This is a genomic window from Vibrio zhugei, from assembly GCF_003716875.1.
GTDB classification, from domain to species: Bacteria; Pseudomonadota; Gammaproteobacteria; order Enterobacterales; family Vibrionaceae; genus Vibrio; species Vibrio zhugei.
Map to the genome: position 1 here is coordinate 581,390 of NZ_CP033077.1, position 15,348 is coordinate 596,737.

Consider the following 15,348-nt stretch of genomic DNA (forward strand, 5'->3'; position numbering starts at 1 on the left):
CTTCACCGAGTTAGATCAGTTTCTTGAAGCTAATTAAAAAATACTCCCCCCTAGGTTACACTTAACTCAATGGCGAATACGCGTAAAATTGGGTATGATTTTCTCATCATCTACTCGCATGAAGCCTTATGAATTTATCGCAAATTGAAGCGTTTTGTACCATTGCTGATACAGGATCCATTTCGGAAGCCGCTCGTCAGTTAGATTGCAACCGAACGAAATTAAGTATGTCGCTCAAATCCTTAGAGAAAGAGCTCAATACGGCGCTGTTTTCTCGCACGGGTAATCACTTGTCCTTATCGGAAGCGGGTAAAGCGATTTATAAAGATTGCGAGCACATCCTCTATACCGCCAATCGCATCAAACTTACCTGCTCTGAAGCCACTGGTGAGTTTGCCGCCGAAATGTGGATTGCCCGTGATGATTCGCTACCCGATACGTTGTGGCATGACATTGCCACTCAGCTGAGTCAGTTATTTCCTAATACCTCGTTCAATTTGGTGCTCGCCTCCAGTGGAGACTTAACCAATTTAGTGGCCACTGCACAAGTGGATCTGGCGTTTGGTGTCGATTATGAACAATTGGATGAGCCCCGCGTCGTTTACCAACCTTTAGGCAAACTTCGCATGATGTCGGTCTGCAAAAGCGGCCATCCACTAGCGAAAATCAAACGCGTTGACGATGATGAGCTGCGTAAATCGATGCAAGCCGTGATGGTCTATTTGACCGACAAAGACAACCCAAGTCTCGAGCCATTCAGTCGTCGTTATATTGGTTTTTCGAGCTTTGAATATATTTTGAATACCATTCTGAGCGATAATGCGTGGGGCGTATTGCCAGAACCACTCATTCGTAGTCATCTGCGTGCACAGACTTTAACGGTAATCAAACATACCTACGGTCTTACCCAAGAAGATTTTTGTATGTTCTTACCTTCTGGCGTCAAAGAGTCTCCCGCGGTCACGTGGCTCTCTGATAAATTAAGTGAATTCTTGTTTGACTTTTAGTGTCTGCATCAGTGAGCGTCAAAACTTTTGGCGCTCAATATCAAATATAACTCATTGAAAAATAGTGTTTTTAAAAAAATTTACCCAAAATCTCTTTCTTGATTCAAAAAGCTTGATTGCTTAAGCGCAAAAAAACACCAGAATAGACGTAATTGTCTAAGAGTAATACATCATGTCTTCAACAACTCAATCTAGTGAAAAACACGTGCTCATGGTTTCTGCCGTCATGGCAATGGCCTTTGCAGCCGGTGGTCTCCTGGTCGGTCTGCTTGTCAATTCTCTTGTCATCGCTTTTGACGGGCTGTATTCATCAATCAGCCTATTGCTCACCTTGGTCTCACTGACCGTCAGCAAATTGATCGAAAAACCCAGCGATCAAACCTTTCAGTTCGGGCGCGCGATGTTGGAACCGATCAGCATTGCCTTAAAAGGCTTCGCGATTTTAGCGTTAGTGGTGTACTCGCTGTACTCTTCGGCAATGGATTTGCTGCAAGGCGGACACGTCATGGACACGAGCGTGGCGATGGCATTTGGGGTGTTTAGCGTATTCGGATGTAGCCTGACTTGGTGGAAGTTAGCCTGCATGAGCAAAACATCGTCTTCGGCCTTGATTCAAGCCGAAATTGCGCAGTGGAAAATGGACACCTGGTTAAGTGTGATCGTGGCTATGGCGTTTATCGTGGCATGGGGATTAACCATGACCCCTTGGGCGGAGTACGCGGCCTATGTTGATCCGATCATGATGCTGATGATGGGCGTTTATTTTGTCAAAGTGCCCACCGTGATGGTAAAAACTGCGATGCGAGAAATCTTAATGATGGCCCCGGATAAAGACATTTGTTCTCGTGTACAAAATGGCATCACTGCCACCTATCAAGAAACCGGCCAAACACTGTGTTTAGCGGGATTGACCAAAGTGGGTCGCGAGCTATGGGTCGATATTAATATCGTCGCCAAAAAAAATGACAACATTGCGATGCGTGAAATTGAACACACTCGCCACGCTCTGCAAAACCGCCTCAGTCAGCTCCCACTGAAATTACAACTGACCTTAAATGTCGCGTGTTAATCGTCTAACACGCGTCTGGGTGATTCTCTAGCTGACGAAGACACCGTGCGGGGGTTCCACCATACAGCGAATCAGGCGGCACATCTTTTGTCACAACAGAATTCGCCGCAATCACAGAGCGAGCGCCGATAGTCACGCCTTGTGTGATGACTACATTCCCACCAATCCACACATCATCTTCAACCACAATCGGCAAACAAGTGGCTTCCCAATTACGCCGCGAACGGTGATCAAATGAATGGGTCGGCGTATAAAACTGCGTATTAGGGCCCACAAGGACATAATCGCCAATGGTAATGTGCGCGCCATCAAGCATGGTGATGTTCATGTTTAAAAAGCTATGATTACCAATATGTATGGTTTGTCCAAATTCACAATGAAAAGGGACCTGCACAATACTGCCTGCCCCAAAATGCCCAAATAACTGCTCTTGCCATACTCGGCGCTGAGTATCATCCAAACATTGGTTGATGGATAACTTCAGTTTCATCACAGAACGCCGCAAGTCAATCAGCTCTTGAGAGTTGCCATCAAACTCACGCCCTTGCAGCATTTTTTCTAATTCACTCATTGTGTTACACCCTATTGATTTTTCTGCGCACACGCTACGTCGTTTTCCCCTTTGATGATACTGGCCTCATCACCTTTTGACATAACAAAAAGCCGAATGCGGCATCGCATTCGGCTTAGCATGGTTATCATCAATGAGTTGGATACGATTACTCGCTAACAATGCTCCAGCTATGCGTCATTGATACCCCTTCTCCTAGCATTAAACACACCGAGCAATATTTTTGCAGGGAATCTGCCGTCACTTTTTCAATGACCGCTTCATCTAAATTTTCACCAGAGATTTCGAAATGGATGTTCATTGCGGTAAACAAACGTGGGGCGGTTTCACGACGTTCACTGGTAATTTTAGCATTACACGAATAAACGGTCTGCTCGGCTTGTTTTAATCCAGCGACAACATCAACAGAACTGCAACCGCCTGCGGCCATCATCACCATTTCCATCGGGCTGGGCGCAGTCGCTCCGCCATTCCCATCCATGACCACTGAATGACCCGAATTTGATTGACCGAGAAATTTAAACCCTTCGACCCATTTGACTTGTGCTTCCATTGTTATGTCACCTTCGATTCACTAAAACCACTATAATACCAACATTAAGGATTCGAACGCTACACGAACGAGAAGGTAGCCAATCCAAAGCGCCCCAACACTTAACAGCGATCCAACCAGAATACACAGTCCATCCCTTTCAATGATCCCTAAAGATAAGCAGATAACCGCAAAATTCGGTGCGAAGTTGATGAAGGGTAAAGGAAGAACAGACATCAGAGCTAACACACAAATCAGAGCACCCAATAAGCGACGTACTGGTTCAGAAGAAAGCCAATCCCAACGAGGTTTAACAAACCGTTCCAGCTTATGCAGCCAAGGTTGTAGTTCTTCGATGAAATGTAAGGTTTTCTGCTGATTGAGTTCTCGCTTATTCGCAAACTTTGGCAAACGAGGGGCATAAAAGCCAAGCGCCAGCTGCAGTCCTAACAGAAAAATGGCAAATCCAGCGAAAAAAGAAATCCCCGGAATAAACCCAAGCAAACTCAGCATGATAAGTAAGGCACCATAAGAGCGACGTTTTAATAACTCAAGCAAATCGCCAATTGAGATCGATGCTTTAGGATGTTCTTTGACAAGACGTAACAAAAAAACAGATGTTTTTTCCACATGACCACCGGTTAAAAATTCATAATACTTCGGCCTAGGCTGGCAGAAGGAGCAGCACATTAGCAAGATCTTCGATACTTTGGCAACCATCGAGACAACAAAGCCTTTTTTGACGACGTCCTAAATGAGAAAAACCCCGCCAAGCCTAAACTCGACGGGGTCAATCCTTACTTGCAGCAATCCAGCTACGAATGTGCTCCCTGCATCTATTCCCTGATCATGGCTGATTCCTTCAGCGCAATCCCTTTCATCGCCATCCTAGCGGTGTCCCTGTCACTGCCATCCTGGCAGCCAAATCATCCATGACTCATTACCTTCTTCTCTCGCTACAATCCTAGTGAACTCAAATCCGGTAATTTTTGCTCCTTGCTGATATTTCTTCCTGAAATACCCTATCTTCTTCCTGAAGATGACCAATCCTTGGAACATCTCTCTTTCGTATCAGCGTCCTGCCGATGTGTTTAGATTACGTCATTACAATTTTCTGACAATCAGACGAAAAAAAATTTTATCGCACCAAAATAGGACAAGTTAAATTAATATTAATAAACAGTTAGTTAGTGGGGGAATATGAAAAAACAGTACGATCATTACTGCTAAATCTTACGCGCTCTGTAAGAGATCTCTCACAAAAACAATGGTACATTAGCCATTTTTCACGCTGATTGTGCGATTGTGAACCATAATAGTGCATAAACACTCACCATGAGTGCGGATTCTTTACTATTTCTATCGCTTTTCTAGCCCATAAAAAATAGAATAGAAGACGTAACGAAATATTGCACAAAGTTCAATATTTATACGACATTATGTAATGAATCGGCGCCTTTTATGTCCGATATAAGTGAGGAATATATGATGGTATCTAAATGGGCACAGCGCTTTTACCAAATGGCAGAATTGGTAGGCTCTTGGAGCAAAGATCCTTCAACACAAGTCGGAGCCGTAATCACGAAACAAAATCGTATCGTGTCTGTCGGGTTTAACGGTTACCCCCACGGCATCTCTGACAGCGCGAATACCGACGACCGGGATATGAAATATCTCAAAACATTACATGCCGAAGAAAACGCGATTTTGTTTGCCAAACGTGACTTAGATGGATGTGAATTATTTGTCACCCATTTCCCATGTCCGAACTGTGCCGCGAAAATCATTCAAACTGGCATCGCGGCTGTATTTTGCCCTGAACAAACAGAAGAATTCCTTTCTCGCTGGGGAGATAAGATCAAAGTCAGCCAAGAAATGTTTTTACAGGCAGGCGTCAAAGTGCACTGGCTTCCACGGAGCGAGCTTCAATCAGTCATTACCGTCGATCAAGCATAATTCACGCGATTCTCGATGAATGCCATCATGTAACCATTACAGATAGCTTTACCCATTTTCTTAGGCGAAATGGTGTTTTCGCCTTTCTTCATAACACAGGATTTGGCATGTTATTAACACCAAGACACGGACGGTTTTCTACGCCCTACCGCAGTGCGGTCTCTGCTTTTTTCTTGATTGCGGTTACTTTATTTTGTTTAAGCTTGATCCGCTACGCGAGTCATTACTCAATGGTGTTTTTGATCACTGTGCCGATCACCCTATGCCTTGGGTTGCTCATCTGTTTCTTTACCACTCACCCCGTCATTAAGTACTTGGCGGCCGTCACGGTGCTGCTGATAATGGGCATCGCCACAGGCATTCACCCCATTCAACAGTCATCATGGCAAATTGAGTATTATCTCTTTCCTATTTGCTTTGTGGTGCTCTTTCCTGGCAGTTGGTGGCCCATTGCCAGTGCCTGCATCTTATTATCCAGCACCTTAACGCTCGAACACTGGTTACACTCCCAAGCGATGTTTGAACACTCACTTACGTTATTATCCATCACGATTCTGGCCAATTTTACCGTTTATTACCGCAAACGTTTAACCTTGCAGATGATGAAGTATCGGCAAGACAGTTTGACCGATTTTTTGACAAGAGCTCGTAATCGCAAAGCATTCCAACAAGATTTAGATTCAATTCAAGACCAACCTGAGTGTGTCGCCATGTATGCGTTAGTGGTGATCGATTTGGACAACTTTAAACGCATTAATGACAGTTTGGGATACAATGCTGGCGATCAGCTGCTTATTGAAATATACCGCCACCTTGATGACCTATGCGAACAACAAGACGCCAACAACCCTACCCGTGTGTACCGGTTAAGTGGCGATGAATTTGCTTTGATTCTCTATAACGCTACCGCCATTGAGCATGCCACTCAGCATCTCATTGACCGGATCCATGCGATTTTCGATGATCATTATCAAGTGGATAATAACCAGTATTTTGTGAAAGCAAGCTTAGGCATCGCGTTACTCAAACACGCAGACAATAATGTGCAAACTTGGTATCACAACGCAGATGTGGCGATGTATTATGCGAAAGAGAGTGAAAAACATAAGACACAGTGGTTCGATGACCACCTAAAACAACAGACACAACGACAGCATAAAATTGAAAAGGAGCTCAGCTATGCGCTCATGAACAATCAATTAGCGCTGTATTATCAACCAAAAGTCTCACTGTCCGACAATACTGTCGCACATGCAGAAGCGCTCATCCGTTGGCAACACCCAACGTTAGGCACCATTTTCCCCGATGAATTTATTACGATCGCAGAGAAAAGCCACCAGATAGTCCCGATAGGGCGTTGGGTTATTCGTACCGCATGCCGGCAAGCGAGTGAATGGCGACGACAAGGTGTCCCAATACGTATCGCCGTCAATGTCTCCACCATCCAATTTTTATACGACGATATCTGTCAAATTGTACAAAACGCACTCGACGAATTTCAGTTACCCGCCCAGTACCTCGAACTAGAAATCACAGAAACCACCATGATGACCGATTTTGAACGAGTCATCGACACCTGCAAAGCGGTGCGTAACCTCGGTATTACCATTTCGATTGATGACTTTGGTACCGTCTATTCTTCACTCAACTATATTAAGCAGCTACCGATTGATGTAATAAAAATAGATAAATCATTCATCGATGACAGCATCACCAATGAAACCGACCACATGATTGTGCGAACCATCATTCAACTGGGAAGGAATTTGAATAAAGTGATTATTGCCGAGGGAGTCGACTCTGATGCCCAGCGAGATATGCTCGCCAGTGAGCAGTGTGACTTTTATCAAGGGTATTTGTACGCCAAGCCCCTGCCCCCTGACGCATTCATGGCGCGCATTCAATCCACCACCCCTGACGATCCAAACACAGAAAAAAAGAGCCGATAAATTTCGGCTCTTTTCTCAAGACAATGTCACTGACTATCAAGGATCAGTGCTGATGCGCGAGGTAGAGGTTTCCCCAGCTTCAGTGGCATTCGTATGTTCAACAGGTTTGCCCGGAATGCGAATGGTTAATGCGACTACGAGAGAAGCGACCACCAACGCGAGCATCAAATAAAACGTTGCGGCAAAACCGCCAAATAAAGACGCAACAATGGAACCTGCGAAGCTACCAATACCAAAGCCCAAATAAATCACGCCGTAATTTTTTGTCATGTTGTTCAGGCCAAAGAAGTCACTAACCAGTGAAGGATAAACAGTGATTGTGCCACCAAAGCTAAAGGCAATGCACGCAACCGCGATGAAAAAGCTGATCGCGTGGGAATGCAAAAACAGTAACGATGAAACACCCACGAAACACACGACTAATGCCAGCGCTAATACACGGATGCGAGCAATTCTATCAGACAGTACACCAAGCACTAAACGGCCTAACAAGTTAAATACAGCAATCACTGCCACAGCTGACGCCGCGGTTGTTGCATTCAAATGCATGTACTGTTGACCCACATCTTTCGCTACACCAATGACATACAAACCAGACATGCATACCGTGACAAACATCATCGCCAACAACCAAAATTGTGATGTTTTCATCGCTTGCGGCAAGGTGTAATCGTAAGCCTGTTTCGCTTGCGAAACCGCCTCGGAGGAAGCTCGCGCCGCCGTTGGCTGCTGTTTCGGTGCATCTTTCATCATTAATCCGCCGATGATCACCATTACCATCGCGACGCCGCCCCAAATCGTGAACGCTTGCTCTAAGCTCACATGTTCCAGCAAGTACAGATTGATGTACTTGAAGCCCAAACTCCCCAATCCATAAGCACCAATCGCGCATGCCGATGTTAACCCTTTACGCTCAGGGAACAATTTCACACAGTTCGTCAAAGTCATGAGATAGCCGGTACCATCAGCAAACCCCACCAGCAAGCCCGCAAACAGATACAACATAGTAAGGTTGTCGGCATGAGCGGTCAGTAACAAACTCGCCCCCAACAAGAGACCAGCACCAATGGTGACATTGCGGACACCAAAACGCTCTTGCATCTTACCGGACAATGAAGACGCCACCGCAAGGGCCAAACTTAAAATACCAAAGGAAAAAGCCACTTGATTGACTGGCGTGCCGAGTTTATCTGCCAATGGAGAATTGAAAAGGCTCCATGTATAAACAGACCCTAGCGCAAATTGGGTGAGAACCGTGCCGGCTAAAGTCAGCAGTCTTCGTGTGTTGGAAAGCTGGTTATTCATAGCAAAACTCCAAAGATACCTAATGGGAAAGTGGGGGAATCCACCGTTGTTATCTTCAGAATACGAGCAAAAACACGCGATACAAGCGTTTGAAACAACAATAAAATGAAATGCAATTCTAGGGAATGAATTGCATTATTTCGGCATGAATTACAAATTCATCAACGCGCGGAACGCTTTCAAATTACTGCGACTAACGGGAATTTTTTCGTCACTGTCGATCAGTTTCAACATGTAGGTGCTGTTCATCCAAGGGATGATCTCTTCAATACAAGTGACGTTGACACAATAGGAACGGTGACTGCGAAAAAAAGGCGGTTGCGGCAATTTCTCCATCAATTCACTGATGGGATAAGGCACACAAAACTCCCCGTCTGCGGTATAGACTCGCGTGGTTTTCTCATGCGCCACCGCGTAACGCACCTGCTCGACCCCAGTCACCCGAATACGGCTTTCATGCATCAAGTTAATTGTCGTAGGCTTGGCGGCAGGCACCTCACTCGTAGGCGATGTGGGATTGGCCGACGCGGTCTCTTCCAGTTTACTCAGTAAGCGCTTAACGCGTGCCTCATTGATCGGTTTCAGTAAATAATCAAAGGCCTCGAGTTCAAAGGCATCCACCGCGAATTCCTTGTAGGCAGTGGTAAACACAATGAGAGGCGGTTGTGCCGACTGATGAATATTGCGAGCTAACAGCATGCCGTCAATAGACGGTATATTGATATCGAGAAACACCACGTCCACTTGGTTTTGCTGCAAATATTTAAACGCCTCTAACCCATCAGCAAAGGAGGTAACCACATCAATATCACTGTAGGTTTTAACCAGATAACAGAGTTCTTCTCGTGCTAAATATTCGTCTTCAACTATGATTGCTCTTAGCATAACTTATTCGCTTGTATTACTCGTATTAATATAAAAACCAATTTCCGTGCCCGGATTAGTGCGTTGAATCATCAGCCCTTCGCCAAATAATAATGTGACGCGTTGATGAACATTCACTAAACCAATGCGATGACTATCCATGGTCCCTTGATACACTTTATTAATAATATCTTGGCTGATTCCCAGACCGGTGTCTTTCACTGTCACTTTGGCGCGCCCATCCTCTTGCTTCACCGAGATGGTTACTTGTGCCGGCGCCCCCAGAGGCACAACACCATGCTGAATGGCGTTTTCCACCAGCGGCTGAATTAATAATGGCGGGATAAGAAAGTGAATGGGATCCACATCGATAATCACGTCCAGCTTATCGCCAAAGCGTGCTTGTTCGATGGCCACATAATCTCTAACTTGCTGAACTTCTTCAGAAATATCAATCAGTCTCTCGCCCTTCTCTAAATTAAAACGTAAAAAGTCCGCTAAATTGGCGATTAACTGGCGCGCTTTATCGGGCTGAATTCGGACTAAAGTCGAAATGGCATTTAAGGCATTAAACAAGAAATGAGGATTGATCTTATTTTGTAGCGCGGAAAATTCGGCTTTACTGGCCATGGTTTTCAACTGTTCAATTTTTGATACTTCGATCTGGGTTGAAATCAATTGTGACAAGCCAATCGCCATTTCACGTAATGAAGAGCGAATACGATGAGGCTGACAGTAAAAGATTTTTAACGTGCCAGTTACTTGGCCATTTTCCCATAAAGGAATGATCAGCAAGGAATGAAAATCATGCACATTTAGGTCATTACTGATGATCTGCTTCCCAAGATTCACAGCCTGCTGCGTCATATAACTGATCTTGTGGTGGGCATCCAAATAGTTTTCCTGCCCGACCCCGACATAAGCTTTGACATCCTGAGTATCGGTAATGGCCACCGCATCAGCGTTGGTTTCACTACGGATAATCGCACACACTTTGATTAACGATTCTCGATCAGCTTTACGAAAATGCGGCAGTGTTTTATTTGCAATGTTCAAAGCCAGCTTGGCTTGCACCGCGGCCACTTTGTCTTTTTCTTCATCTAAATCTTGTACTAACGTAATGATCAGCCCAATACACACACTGCCGAGCACCATAGGAATCGCAATGTCACGGACAATCGACTGGGCCAATACCACATCGTCATTCAAGAGCAAAATTAACGTCATGGTGATCATTTCACACAGCATACCTGCCGCAATCCCCCACTTGGCATATTGCTTTTTAGCACAGCGCAAATGAATCCAGGTTGCTAAAAGTCCCGCTAATATACTGCTAATGAGGCAGGCCATTGAGGTCGGCCCACCAATATCAATCAAATAGCGATGCACACCGGAAATGATCCCCGCGGGGATACCCACCCACGGACCAAATAAGATACCGCCCGACATAATGGCAATAATACGGACATTGACTAACGAGCCAGAGACATGAACGCCGGTATAGGTACTCAAGACGGCAAAGAAAATAAACAAGGCGGACACTATCGCAATTTCCGAGGGACGACGGTGACGTTTGATCACGATCGTTTGAAATAAATGGGTCCGTGTTAGTAAGAAAAGCGTCATAAGCATTAACGCGGCTCGCTCGAACACCGCCAGCAACATCATGAGTTGTTCAATATACACATTCGATCCTATAGTGAGTGAGGGAACCCACATTATGGTAGAGAAAAACTCTCGCTCTCACCCCGTGTTACGTCAAAAAAGTGGGCGATGATGCCATAACACTGCCCACCCCGCGGCCTTACGCGGCCATTGTTGGCGAAAATTTTCTAGAAAATAAACGCGTATTCATGTTGAATTCATATCGCCTTTGCTACAGTTCATACTCAAGAAACGAAAAAGGGGTTTTTTATGAACCGATTCATAGTTGCAATGCTCACCATCGTTGTCGCGTTCTTTGCCTTGGCATTTAGCCTATTTATTGCCGTGCCCTTAGCAATACTGGCTGCTATATCAGGTAAAAAGCTCAACCGAAATACCTTTCATCAGCCAAAAAATGCGCAAGAGTCACAAGATGATAATACCCATACCGTCATCGAGGGCGAATATGAAGAAATCCATCGCAAGTAGGTCATGGATGACTTACTTTCATCACTTATCCCCACACCACACGTAATGCTAATGCAATGAGGACCACGCCAGACAATCTATCGATCAATACGGCATTGTTTCTCAACACTTTCAGTATGCCTGCATACGATAATAGTAACGTGATCAGTGTATACCACAGACCATCAACCACCACGGGCGTAAGCACAATCAGACCTTGGCTCACGGCATCATGCCCAGTGGATATAAATTGGCTAAATAACGCGATAAAAAACAGACCGATTTTAGGATTCAAGAGTGAAATCAATAACCCTTCTTTAGCCGATTGCCACAGGCTCACCACTTGACCTGTCGCCATTCGCTCAGCAATACCACCACGCGAGCGCAACGCATTCACACCAAGATAGGCAAGATAAGCCGCGCCAGCATAAGTGATGACGTGAAATACCAGCGGGCTGCGATGAAGCAAGACGGCCAGTCCGGCAATGGTAATCAGCGCATAAAGACCAATCCCACCCGCATGCGCCCACGCCGTCGCCAAGCCATTTTTATAGCCTGCCGATAGGCTATGCTTCATGACCATCGCTAAACTGGGGCCAGGTGTCATGGCACCGAGTAAGCAAACCAAAAATAAAGAGCCCCATTCGGTCAGTGTCATTGTTTTTTCACCCTACTCCTAGCGAGAAAGCACATTGCGCGCACTTTCTCTGTCCTTTTTGATTAGTAAGTCAACGTCCAGCGCTTTGCTTGAGCATCACCAGCCTCATGCTCGAGTAGAGTCAGCTTATCAATCGTGGTCACGGCATGCTCTACCTGCAATACGTCTTGACTGTAATGACTGAGAATGGCCATCAGTTGCCCACCGGCTGCGCGGCCCGATTCAATACCCGCTGGCGCATCCTCAAACACCATGCAATCTTCAATCGCGACACCTAATCGTTCTGCGCCCAATAAATACGGTTCAGGATGAGGTTTCCCTTGTGTAATATCATTGGCGGTAATGACGCAAGCGGGCTTAGGAATTCCAGAGGCCTGAATCCGCGCCATCGCCACAGGTAAGGTACCAGATGTAACAATGGCCCATGGCACTTGATGAGCATTTAATGTTTCAAGAAACTCAACGCTCCCGGGCAAGACAATCGTGCCTTGCGTATCATTGGCTTCAAGATCTTCTAACCAACTCATCTCTTTATCAATCTCAGCCGACGTTTTTTCTGGCATTAATAACGCTAGAGACTCGCGAGCAGGGCGCCCGTGTATCACGGAAAACACCGTATCGACATCCAGTTGATTCCGCTGAGCTAATAATGTCCATGAACGCTGCACTGCGGCTAATGAATCGATCAGTGTGCCATCGAGATCAAAGAGCGCCGCTTTGAATATCCCTGTTGTCTGCATTGAGAGTAACCCCTTGATATAAAATACGTATCATACTACCCCCTTGCACCTGTGCAAAGCGTCACACCGATAAAGAAACAGACTTAATCAATTGTTACGACCCCTGTCAAAAGAAAACAATACTGACAGTTTTTAGTGACCAAGTTATCGGTATCACCATTGCTTAAATTCTGAGCATGTTCGCATTTCTGTAACAATGTGCCGCTGCACACACTATATGGCTAGCCAGCGTCCTGCGCGGTCGCTATGGTATGAATCCAATGGCATAAACATTGTCATTAAAGACGGTATAACGTTTACCTTTATCTAACCTAACGTAACCTGACATAACGGACGATTTTAACGATGGAGAAGGAAGACACATGAAGCAACTCATTTCCCTGATAGTGATGTTCACGGCCTTCATCAGTCCGGTCAGTCACGCCGCTGAGATGTTTGCGGGCGAAGACGGCTACCGACTGTGGTTAAAGTACGACCGCATCAACGATCCCGTTCAACGTCACCAGTACCAAAAACAGCTCACTCGCATTTATTTGCCCGGTCAGTCAGGCACCACCTTAGCCATACGTCAGGAGCTCACTGCGGCATTGCCTCACTTACTCGCCAAGCCGATAACATTTATCTCGCACGCCAACCGTGCGAACAGCTTGGTCATCGTCAAAGGCACCCAAGCAATACAAAAGCGCTACGGCTTAGGCGAGCGTTTTACCAAACTGACGGATGAAGGCTTTCTCATCAAGGCATTGAATACGAAACAGGGTCAACAAACGCTGATCACCGCGAAATCGGATATAGGGCTACTCTATGGTACGTTCCGCCTTATTCAGCAACTGCAAACGGGCAAGGATATCCGCCAAATCAATCTTGCTGAGTCACCCAAAATACGCATCAGAATGCTTGACCATTGGGATGACTTAGACCGACATACGGAACGTGGTTATGCGGGCCAGTCAATCTGGGATTGGCACAAACTGCCAGACTATAAAAAGCAGCGCTATTATGATTACGCTCGTGCCAATGCTTCGATTGGGATTAACGGGGTTGCGCTGAATAACGTCAATGCCGATGCCTTAATTTTAACGCCCACTTGGCTAAAAAAAGTGGCGGCCTTGGCCGATATATTTCGCCCGTATGGGATCAAAGTCTACCTGTCGGTCAAATTCAGCTCTCCTCAGCAAATTGGCGACTTAAAGACCTCCGATCCCAACAACAAAGCCGTGCAACAATGGTGGCAGAAAAAAGCGCAAGAACTCTATCACGTCATTCCCGATTTTGGCGGTTTCTTAGTGAAAGCCAACTCAGAAGGTCAACCCGGACCTGGTGATTATGGCCGTACTCACGCCGAAGGAGCCAACATGTTAGCCAAAGCTCTCAAACCGTATGGCGGTAATGTTATCTGGCGCGCGTTTGTCTATTCACATGAAGAGGATACCGAGCGCTCACTGCAAGCGTATAATGAGTTTGTCCCTCTCGATGGTCAGTTTGCCGACAATGTCAGCGTACAAGTCAAAAATGGCCCCATTGACTTCCAGCCTCGCGAACCCTTTAGCCCACTGTTTGGGGCAATGCCGCAGACCTCGCTCGCGATGGAATTTCAAATCACGCAAGAGTATCTCGGTTTCAGTACTCACCTAGTCTATTTAGCCACTCTGTTTAAAGAAACATTGGATTCTGATACTTATCAATATGGCAAGGGCTCAACGGTGGCTAAAGTGATCGATGGAAGCAACTACAAAGCCGGAAAACCGCATTTAACCGTGATGGCAGGCGTGGCCAATATTGGAATGGATCGCAACTGGACTGGGCATATTTTTGGTCAGGCCAACTGGTACGCTTTTGGTCGACTCGCTTGGGATCACGAGTTGTCGGCAGAGACTATCGCCTCTGACTGGGCCAAAATGACATTAACAAACGACCCTCAAGCCATACAAACCATCGTCTCCCTGATGATGAACTCTCGTGAGACCATTGTGAATTATATGACGCCCTTAGGTCTGCATCACCTCATGGGTTCAGATCACCATTATGGCCCCGCGCCGTGGGTGGACAATTTAGGCCGTGCCGATTGGAACCCGGTTTATTATCATCGCGCGGATGAGCAAGGTATCGGCTTGGACCGCACAGCCACCGGCACCAATGCCGTGTCACAATATGCCAAACACTGGCAAACCATTTTCTCGGATCCAAAGAAAACGCCAGAGACATTATTATTGTGGTTTCATCATTTACCTTGGGACTACAAAATGGCCTCGGGTGATACGCTATGGAATGCGTTAGTCAAACATTACTATCAAGGAGTCGACGATGTTATTGCAATGCAAAAACAATGGCTTACCCTCAAAGGGAAAATAGACAATAACCAGTTTAATCAAGTTCGCATGGCCTTAGCCATTCAGGTCAAAGAAGCCAAATGGTGGCGAGATGCTTGTGTACTCTATTTCCAAACGTTTTCTCAACGTCCACTGCCAAAAGGCTATAAAGCGCCAGAGAAAACCTTAGAATACTATCAATCATTGACCTTTCCTTATGCCCCCGGCCAGGGCTAACTAGGCCGATAACGCCGCTCAACCCAGCGAAACGACGTC

Annotated in this window: 14 protein-coding genes; 6 read left to right on the forward strand and 8 right to left on the reverse strand. The window is 45.9% G+C overall.

Annotation, left to right across the window (positions count from 1 at the left end; genetic code table 11):
• Window positions 1-128: 128 nt before the first annotated feature.
• Window positions 129-1,007 carry a LysR family transcriptional regulator gene (locus tag EAE30_RS02745; RefSeq protein WP_123014553.1) on the forward strand — a complete coding sequence of 293 codons (879 nt, stop codon included), beginning with the start codon at window positions 129-131 and terminating at the stop codon, window positions 1,005-1,007.
• 172 nt (window positions 1,008-1,179) lie between these two features.
• Window positions 1,180-2,076: a cation efflux transmembrane domain-containing protein gene (locus EAE30_RS02750; RefSeq protein ID WP_123014554.1), complete on the forward strand. Its 897-nt coding sequence runs from the start codon at window positions 1,180-1,182 to the stop codon at window positions 2,074-2,076.
• A 4-nt stretch (window positions 2,077-2,080) separates the two neighbouring features.
• On the opposite strand, the gene EAE30_RS02755 is transcribed toward EAE30_RS02750, so the two are convergent.
• The 3 genes from EAE30_RS02755 to EAE30_RS02765 form a co-directional block, all read right to left on the reverse strand.
• Window positions 2,081-2,647 carry a sugar O-acetyltransferase gene (locus EAE30_RS02755; protein WP_123014555.1) on the reverse strand — a complete coding sequence of 189 codons (567 nt, stop codon included), beginning with the start codon at window positions 2,645-2,647 and terminating at the stop codon, window positions 2,081-2,083.
• Between the two features lie 148 nt (window positions 2,648-2,795).
• Window positions 2,796-3,200 (reverse strand): OsmC family protein, encoded by a 405-nt coding sequence (locus EAE30_RS02760; protein WP_123014556.1) that lies wholly within the window; start codon window positions 3,198-3,200, stop codon window positions 2,796-2,798.
• A gap of 30 nt (window positions 3,201-3,230) precedes the next feature.
• Window positions 3,231-3,809, reverse strand: coding sequence for an exopolysaccharide biosynthesis protein (locus EAE30_RS02765; protein WP_241967529.1), 579 nt, complete (start codon window positions 3,807-3,809; stop codon window positions 3,231-3,233).
• An 858-nt stretch (window positions 3,810-4,667) separates the two neighbouring features.
• On the opposite strand from EAE30_RS02765, the gene EAE30_RS02770 reads away from it, so the two are divergent.
• Together EAE30_RS02770 and EAE30_RS02775 are read left to right on the forward strand one after the other, a co-directional pair.
• Complete coding sequence (locus EAE30_RS02770) at window positions 4,668-5,135, forward strand: dCMP deaminase family protein (protein ID WP_123014993.1); 468 nt, start codon at window positions 4,668-4,670, stop codon at window positions 5,133-5,135.
• Window positions 5,136-5,242: 107 nt separating this feature from the next.
• Complete coding sequence (locus tag EAE30_RS02775) at window positions 5,243-7,084, forward strand: putative bifunctional diguanylate cyclase/phosphodiesterase (protein ID WP_123014557.1); 1,842 nt, start codon at window positions 5,243-5,245, stop codon at window positions 7,082-7,084.
• 36 nt (window positions 7,085-7,120) lie between these two features.
• Here EAE30_RS02775 and EAE30_RS02780 read toward each other — a convergent pair whose 3' ends face one another.
• The 3 genes from EAE30_RS02780 to EAE30_RS02790 form a co-directional block, all read right to left on the reverse strand.
• On the reverse strand, window positions 7,121-8,389 hold the full coding sequence (locus EAE30_RS02780; protein ID WP_123014558.1) for an L-lactate MFS transporter: 1,269 nt from the start codon (window positions 8,387-8,389) through the stop codon (window positions 7,121-7,123).
• A gap of 150 nt (window positions 8,390-8,539) precedes the next feature.
• On the reverse strand, window positions 8,540-9,274 hold the full coding sequence (locus EAE30_RS02785; RefSeq protein WP_123014559.1) for a LytR/AlgR family response regulator transcription factor: 735 nt from the start codon (window positions 9,272-9,274) through the stop codon (window positions 8,540-8,542).
• 3 nt (window positions 9,275-9,277) lie between these two features.
• On the reverse strand, window positions 9,278-10,921 hold the full coding sequence (locus EAE30_RS02790) for a sensor histidine kinase (protein WP_123014994.1): 1,644 nt from the start codon (window positions 10,919-10,921) through the stop codon (window positions 9,278-9,280).
• Between the two features lie 246 nt (window positions 10,922-11,167).
• Between EAE30_RS02790 and EAE30_RS02795 the strand changes: the two genes are divergently transcribed.
• Entirely contained in the window at window positions 11,168-11,386 is a 219-nt protein-coding gene (locus EAE30_RS02795) for a hypothetical protein (RefSeq protein ID WP_123014560.1), read from the forward strand.
• 25 nt (window positions 11,387-11,411) lie between these two features.
• On the opposite strand, the gene EAE30_RS02800 is transcribed toward EAE30_RS02795, so the two are convergent.
• Window positions 11,412-12,023: a LysE family translocator gene (locus EAE30_RS02800; RefSeq protein ID WP_123014561.1), complete on the reverse strand. Its 612-nt coding sequence runs from the start codon at window positions 12,021-12,023 to the stop codon at window positions 11,412-11,414.
• Between the two features lie 62 nt (window positions 12,024-12,085).
• Window positions 12,086-12,763: an HAD-IA family hydrolase gene (locus tag EAE30_RS02805; protein WP_123014562.1), complete on the reverse strand. Its 678-nt coding sequence runs from the start codon at window positions 12,761-12,763 to the stop codon at window positions 12,086-12,088.
• 362 nt (window positions 12,764-13,125) lie between these two features.
• Here EAE30_RS02805 and EAE30_RS02810 point away from each other — a divergent pair, with 362 nt between their 5' ends.
• On the forward strand, window positions 13,126-15,309 hold the full coding sequence (locus EAE30_RS02810; protein WP_123014563.1) for an alpha-glucuronidase family glycosyl hydrolase: 2,184 nt from the start codon (window positions 13,126-13,128) through the stop codon (window positions 15,307-15,309).
• Window positions 15,310-15,348 lie beyond the last annotated feature (39 nt).

Bases quoted from the DNA above. Each gene is read 5' to 3' on its own strand.
- EAE30_RS02745 (WP_123014553.1), top strand. From the start codon at position 129: ATGAATTTATCGCAAATTGAAGCGTTTTGTACCATTGCTGATACAGGA.
- EAE30_RS02800 (WP_123014561.1), bottom strand. From the start codon at position 12,023: ATGACACTGACCGAATGGGGCTCTTTATTTTTGGTTTGCTTACTCGGT.
- EAE30_RS02755 (WP_123014555.1), bottom strand. From the start codon at position 2,647: ATGAGTGAATTAGAAAAAATGCTGCAAGGGCGTGAGTTTGATGGCAAC.
- EAE30_RS02790 (WP_123014994.1), bottom strand. From the start codon at position 10,921: ATGATGTTGCTGGCGGTGTTCGAGCGAGCCGCGTTAATGCTTATGACG.
- EAE30_RS02750 (WP_123014554.1), top strand. From the start codon at position 1,180: ATGTCTTCAACAACTCAATCTAGTGAAAAACACGTGCTCATGGTTTCT.
- EAE30_RS02780 (WP_123014558.1), bottom strand. From the start codon at position 8,389: ATGAATAACCAGCTTTCCAACACACGAAGACTGCTGACTTTAGCCGGC.
- EAE30_RS02785 (WP_123014559.1), bottom strand. From the start codon at position 9,274: ATGCTAAGAGCAATCATAGTTGAAGACGAATATTTAGCACGAGAAGAA.
- EAE30_RS02810 (WP_123014563.1), top strand. From the start codon at position 13,126: ATGAAGCAACTCATTTCCCTGATAGTGATGTTCACGGCCTTCATCAGT.
- EAE30_RS02770 (WP_123014993.1), top strand. From the start codon at position 4,668: ATGGTATCTAAATGGGCACAGCGCTTTTACCAAATGGCAGAATTGGTA.
- EAE30_RS02760 (WP_123014556.1), bottom strand. From the start codon at position 3,200: ATGGAAGCACAAGTCAAATGGGTCGAAGGGTTTAAATTTCTCGGTCAA.
- EAE30_RS02805 (WP_123014562.1), bottom strand. From the start codon at position 12,763: ATGCAGACAACAGGGATATTCAAAGCGGCGCTCTTTGATCTCGATGGC.
- EAE30_RS02795 (WP_123014560.1), top strand. From the start codon at position 11,168: ATGAACCGATTCATAGTTGCAATGCTCACCATCGTTGTCGCGTTCTTT.
- EAE30_RS02775 (WP_123014557.1), top strand. From the start codon at position 5,243: ATGTTATTAACACCAAGACACGGACGGTTTTCTACGCCCTACCGCAGT.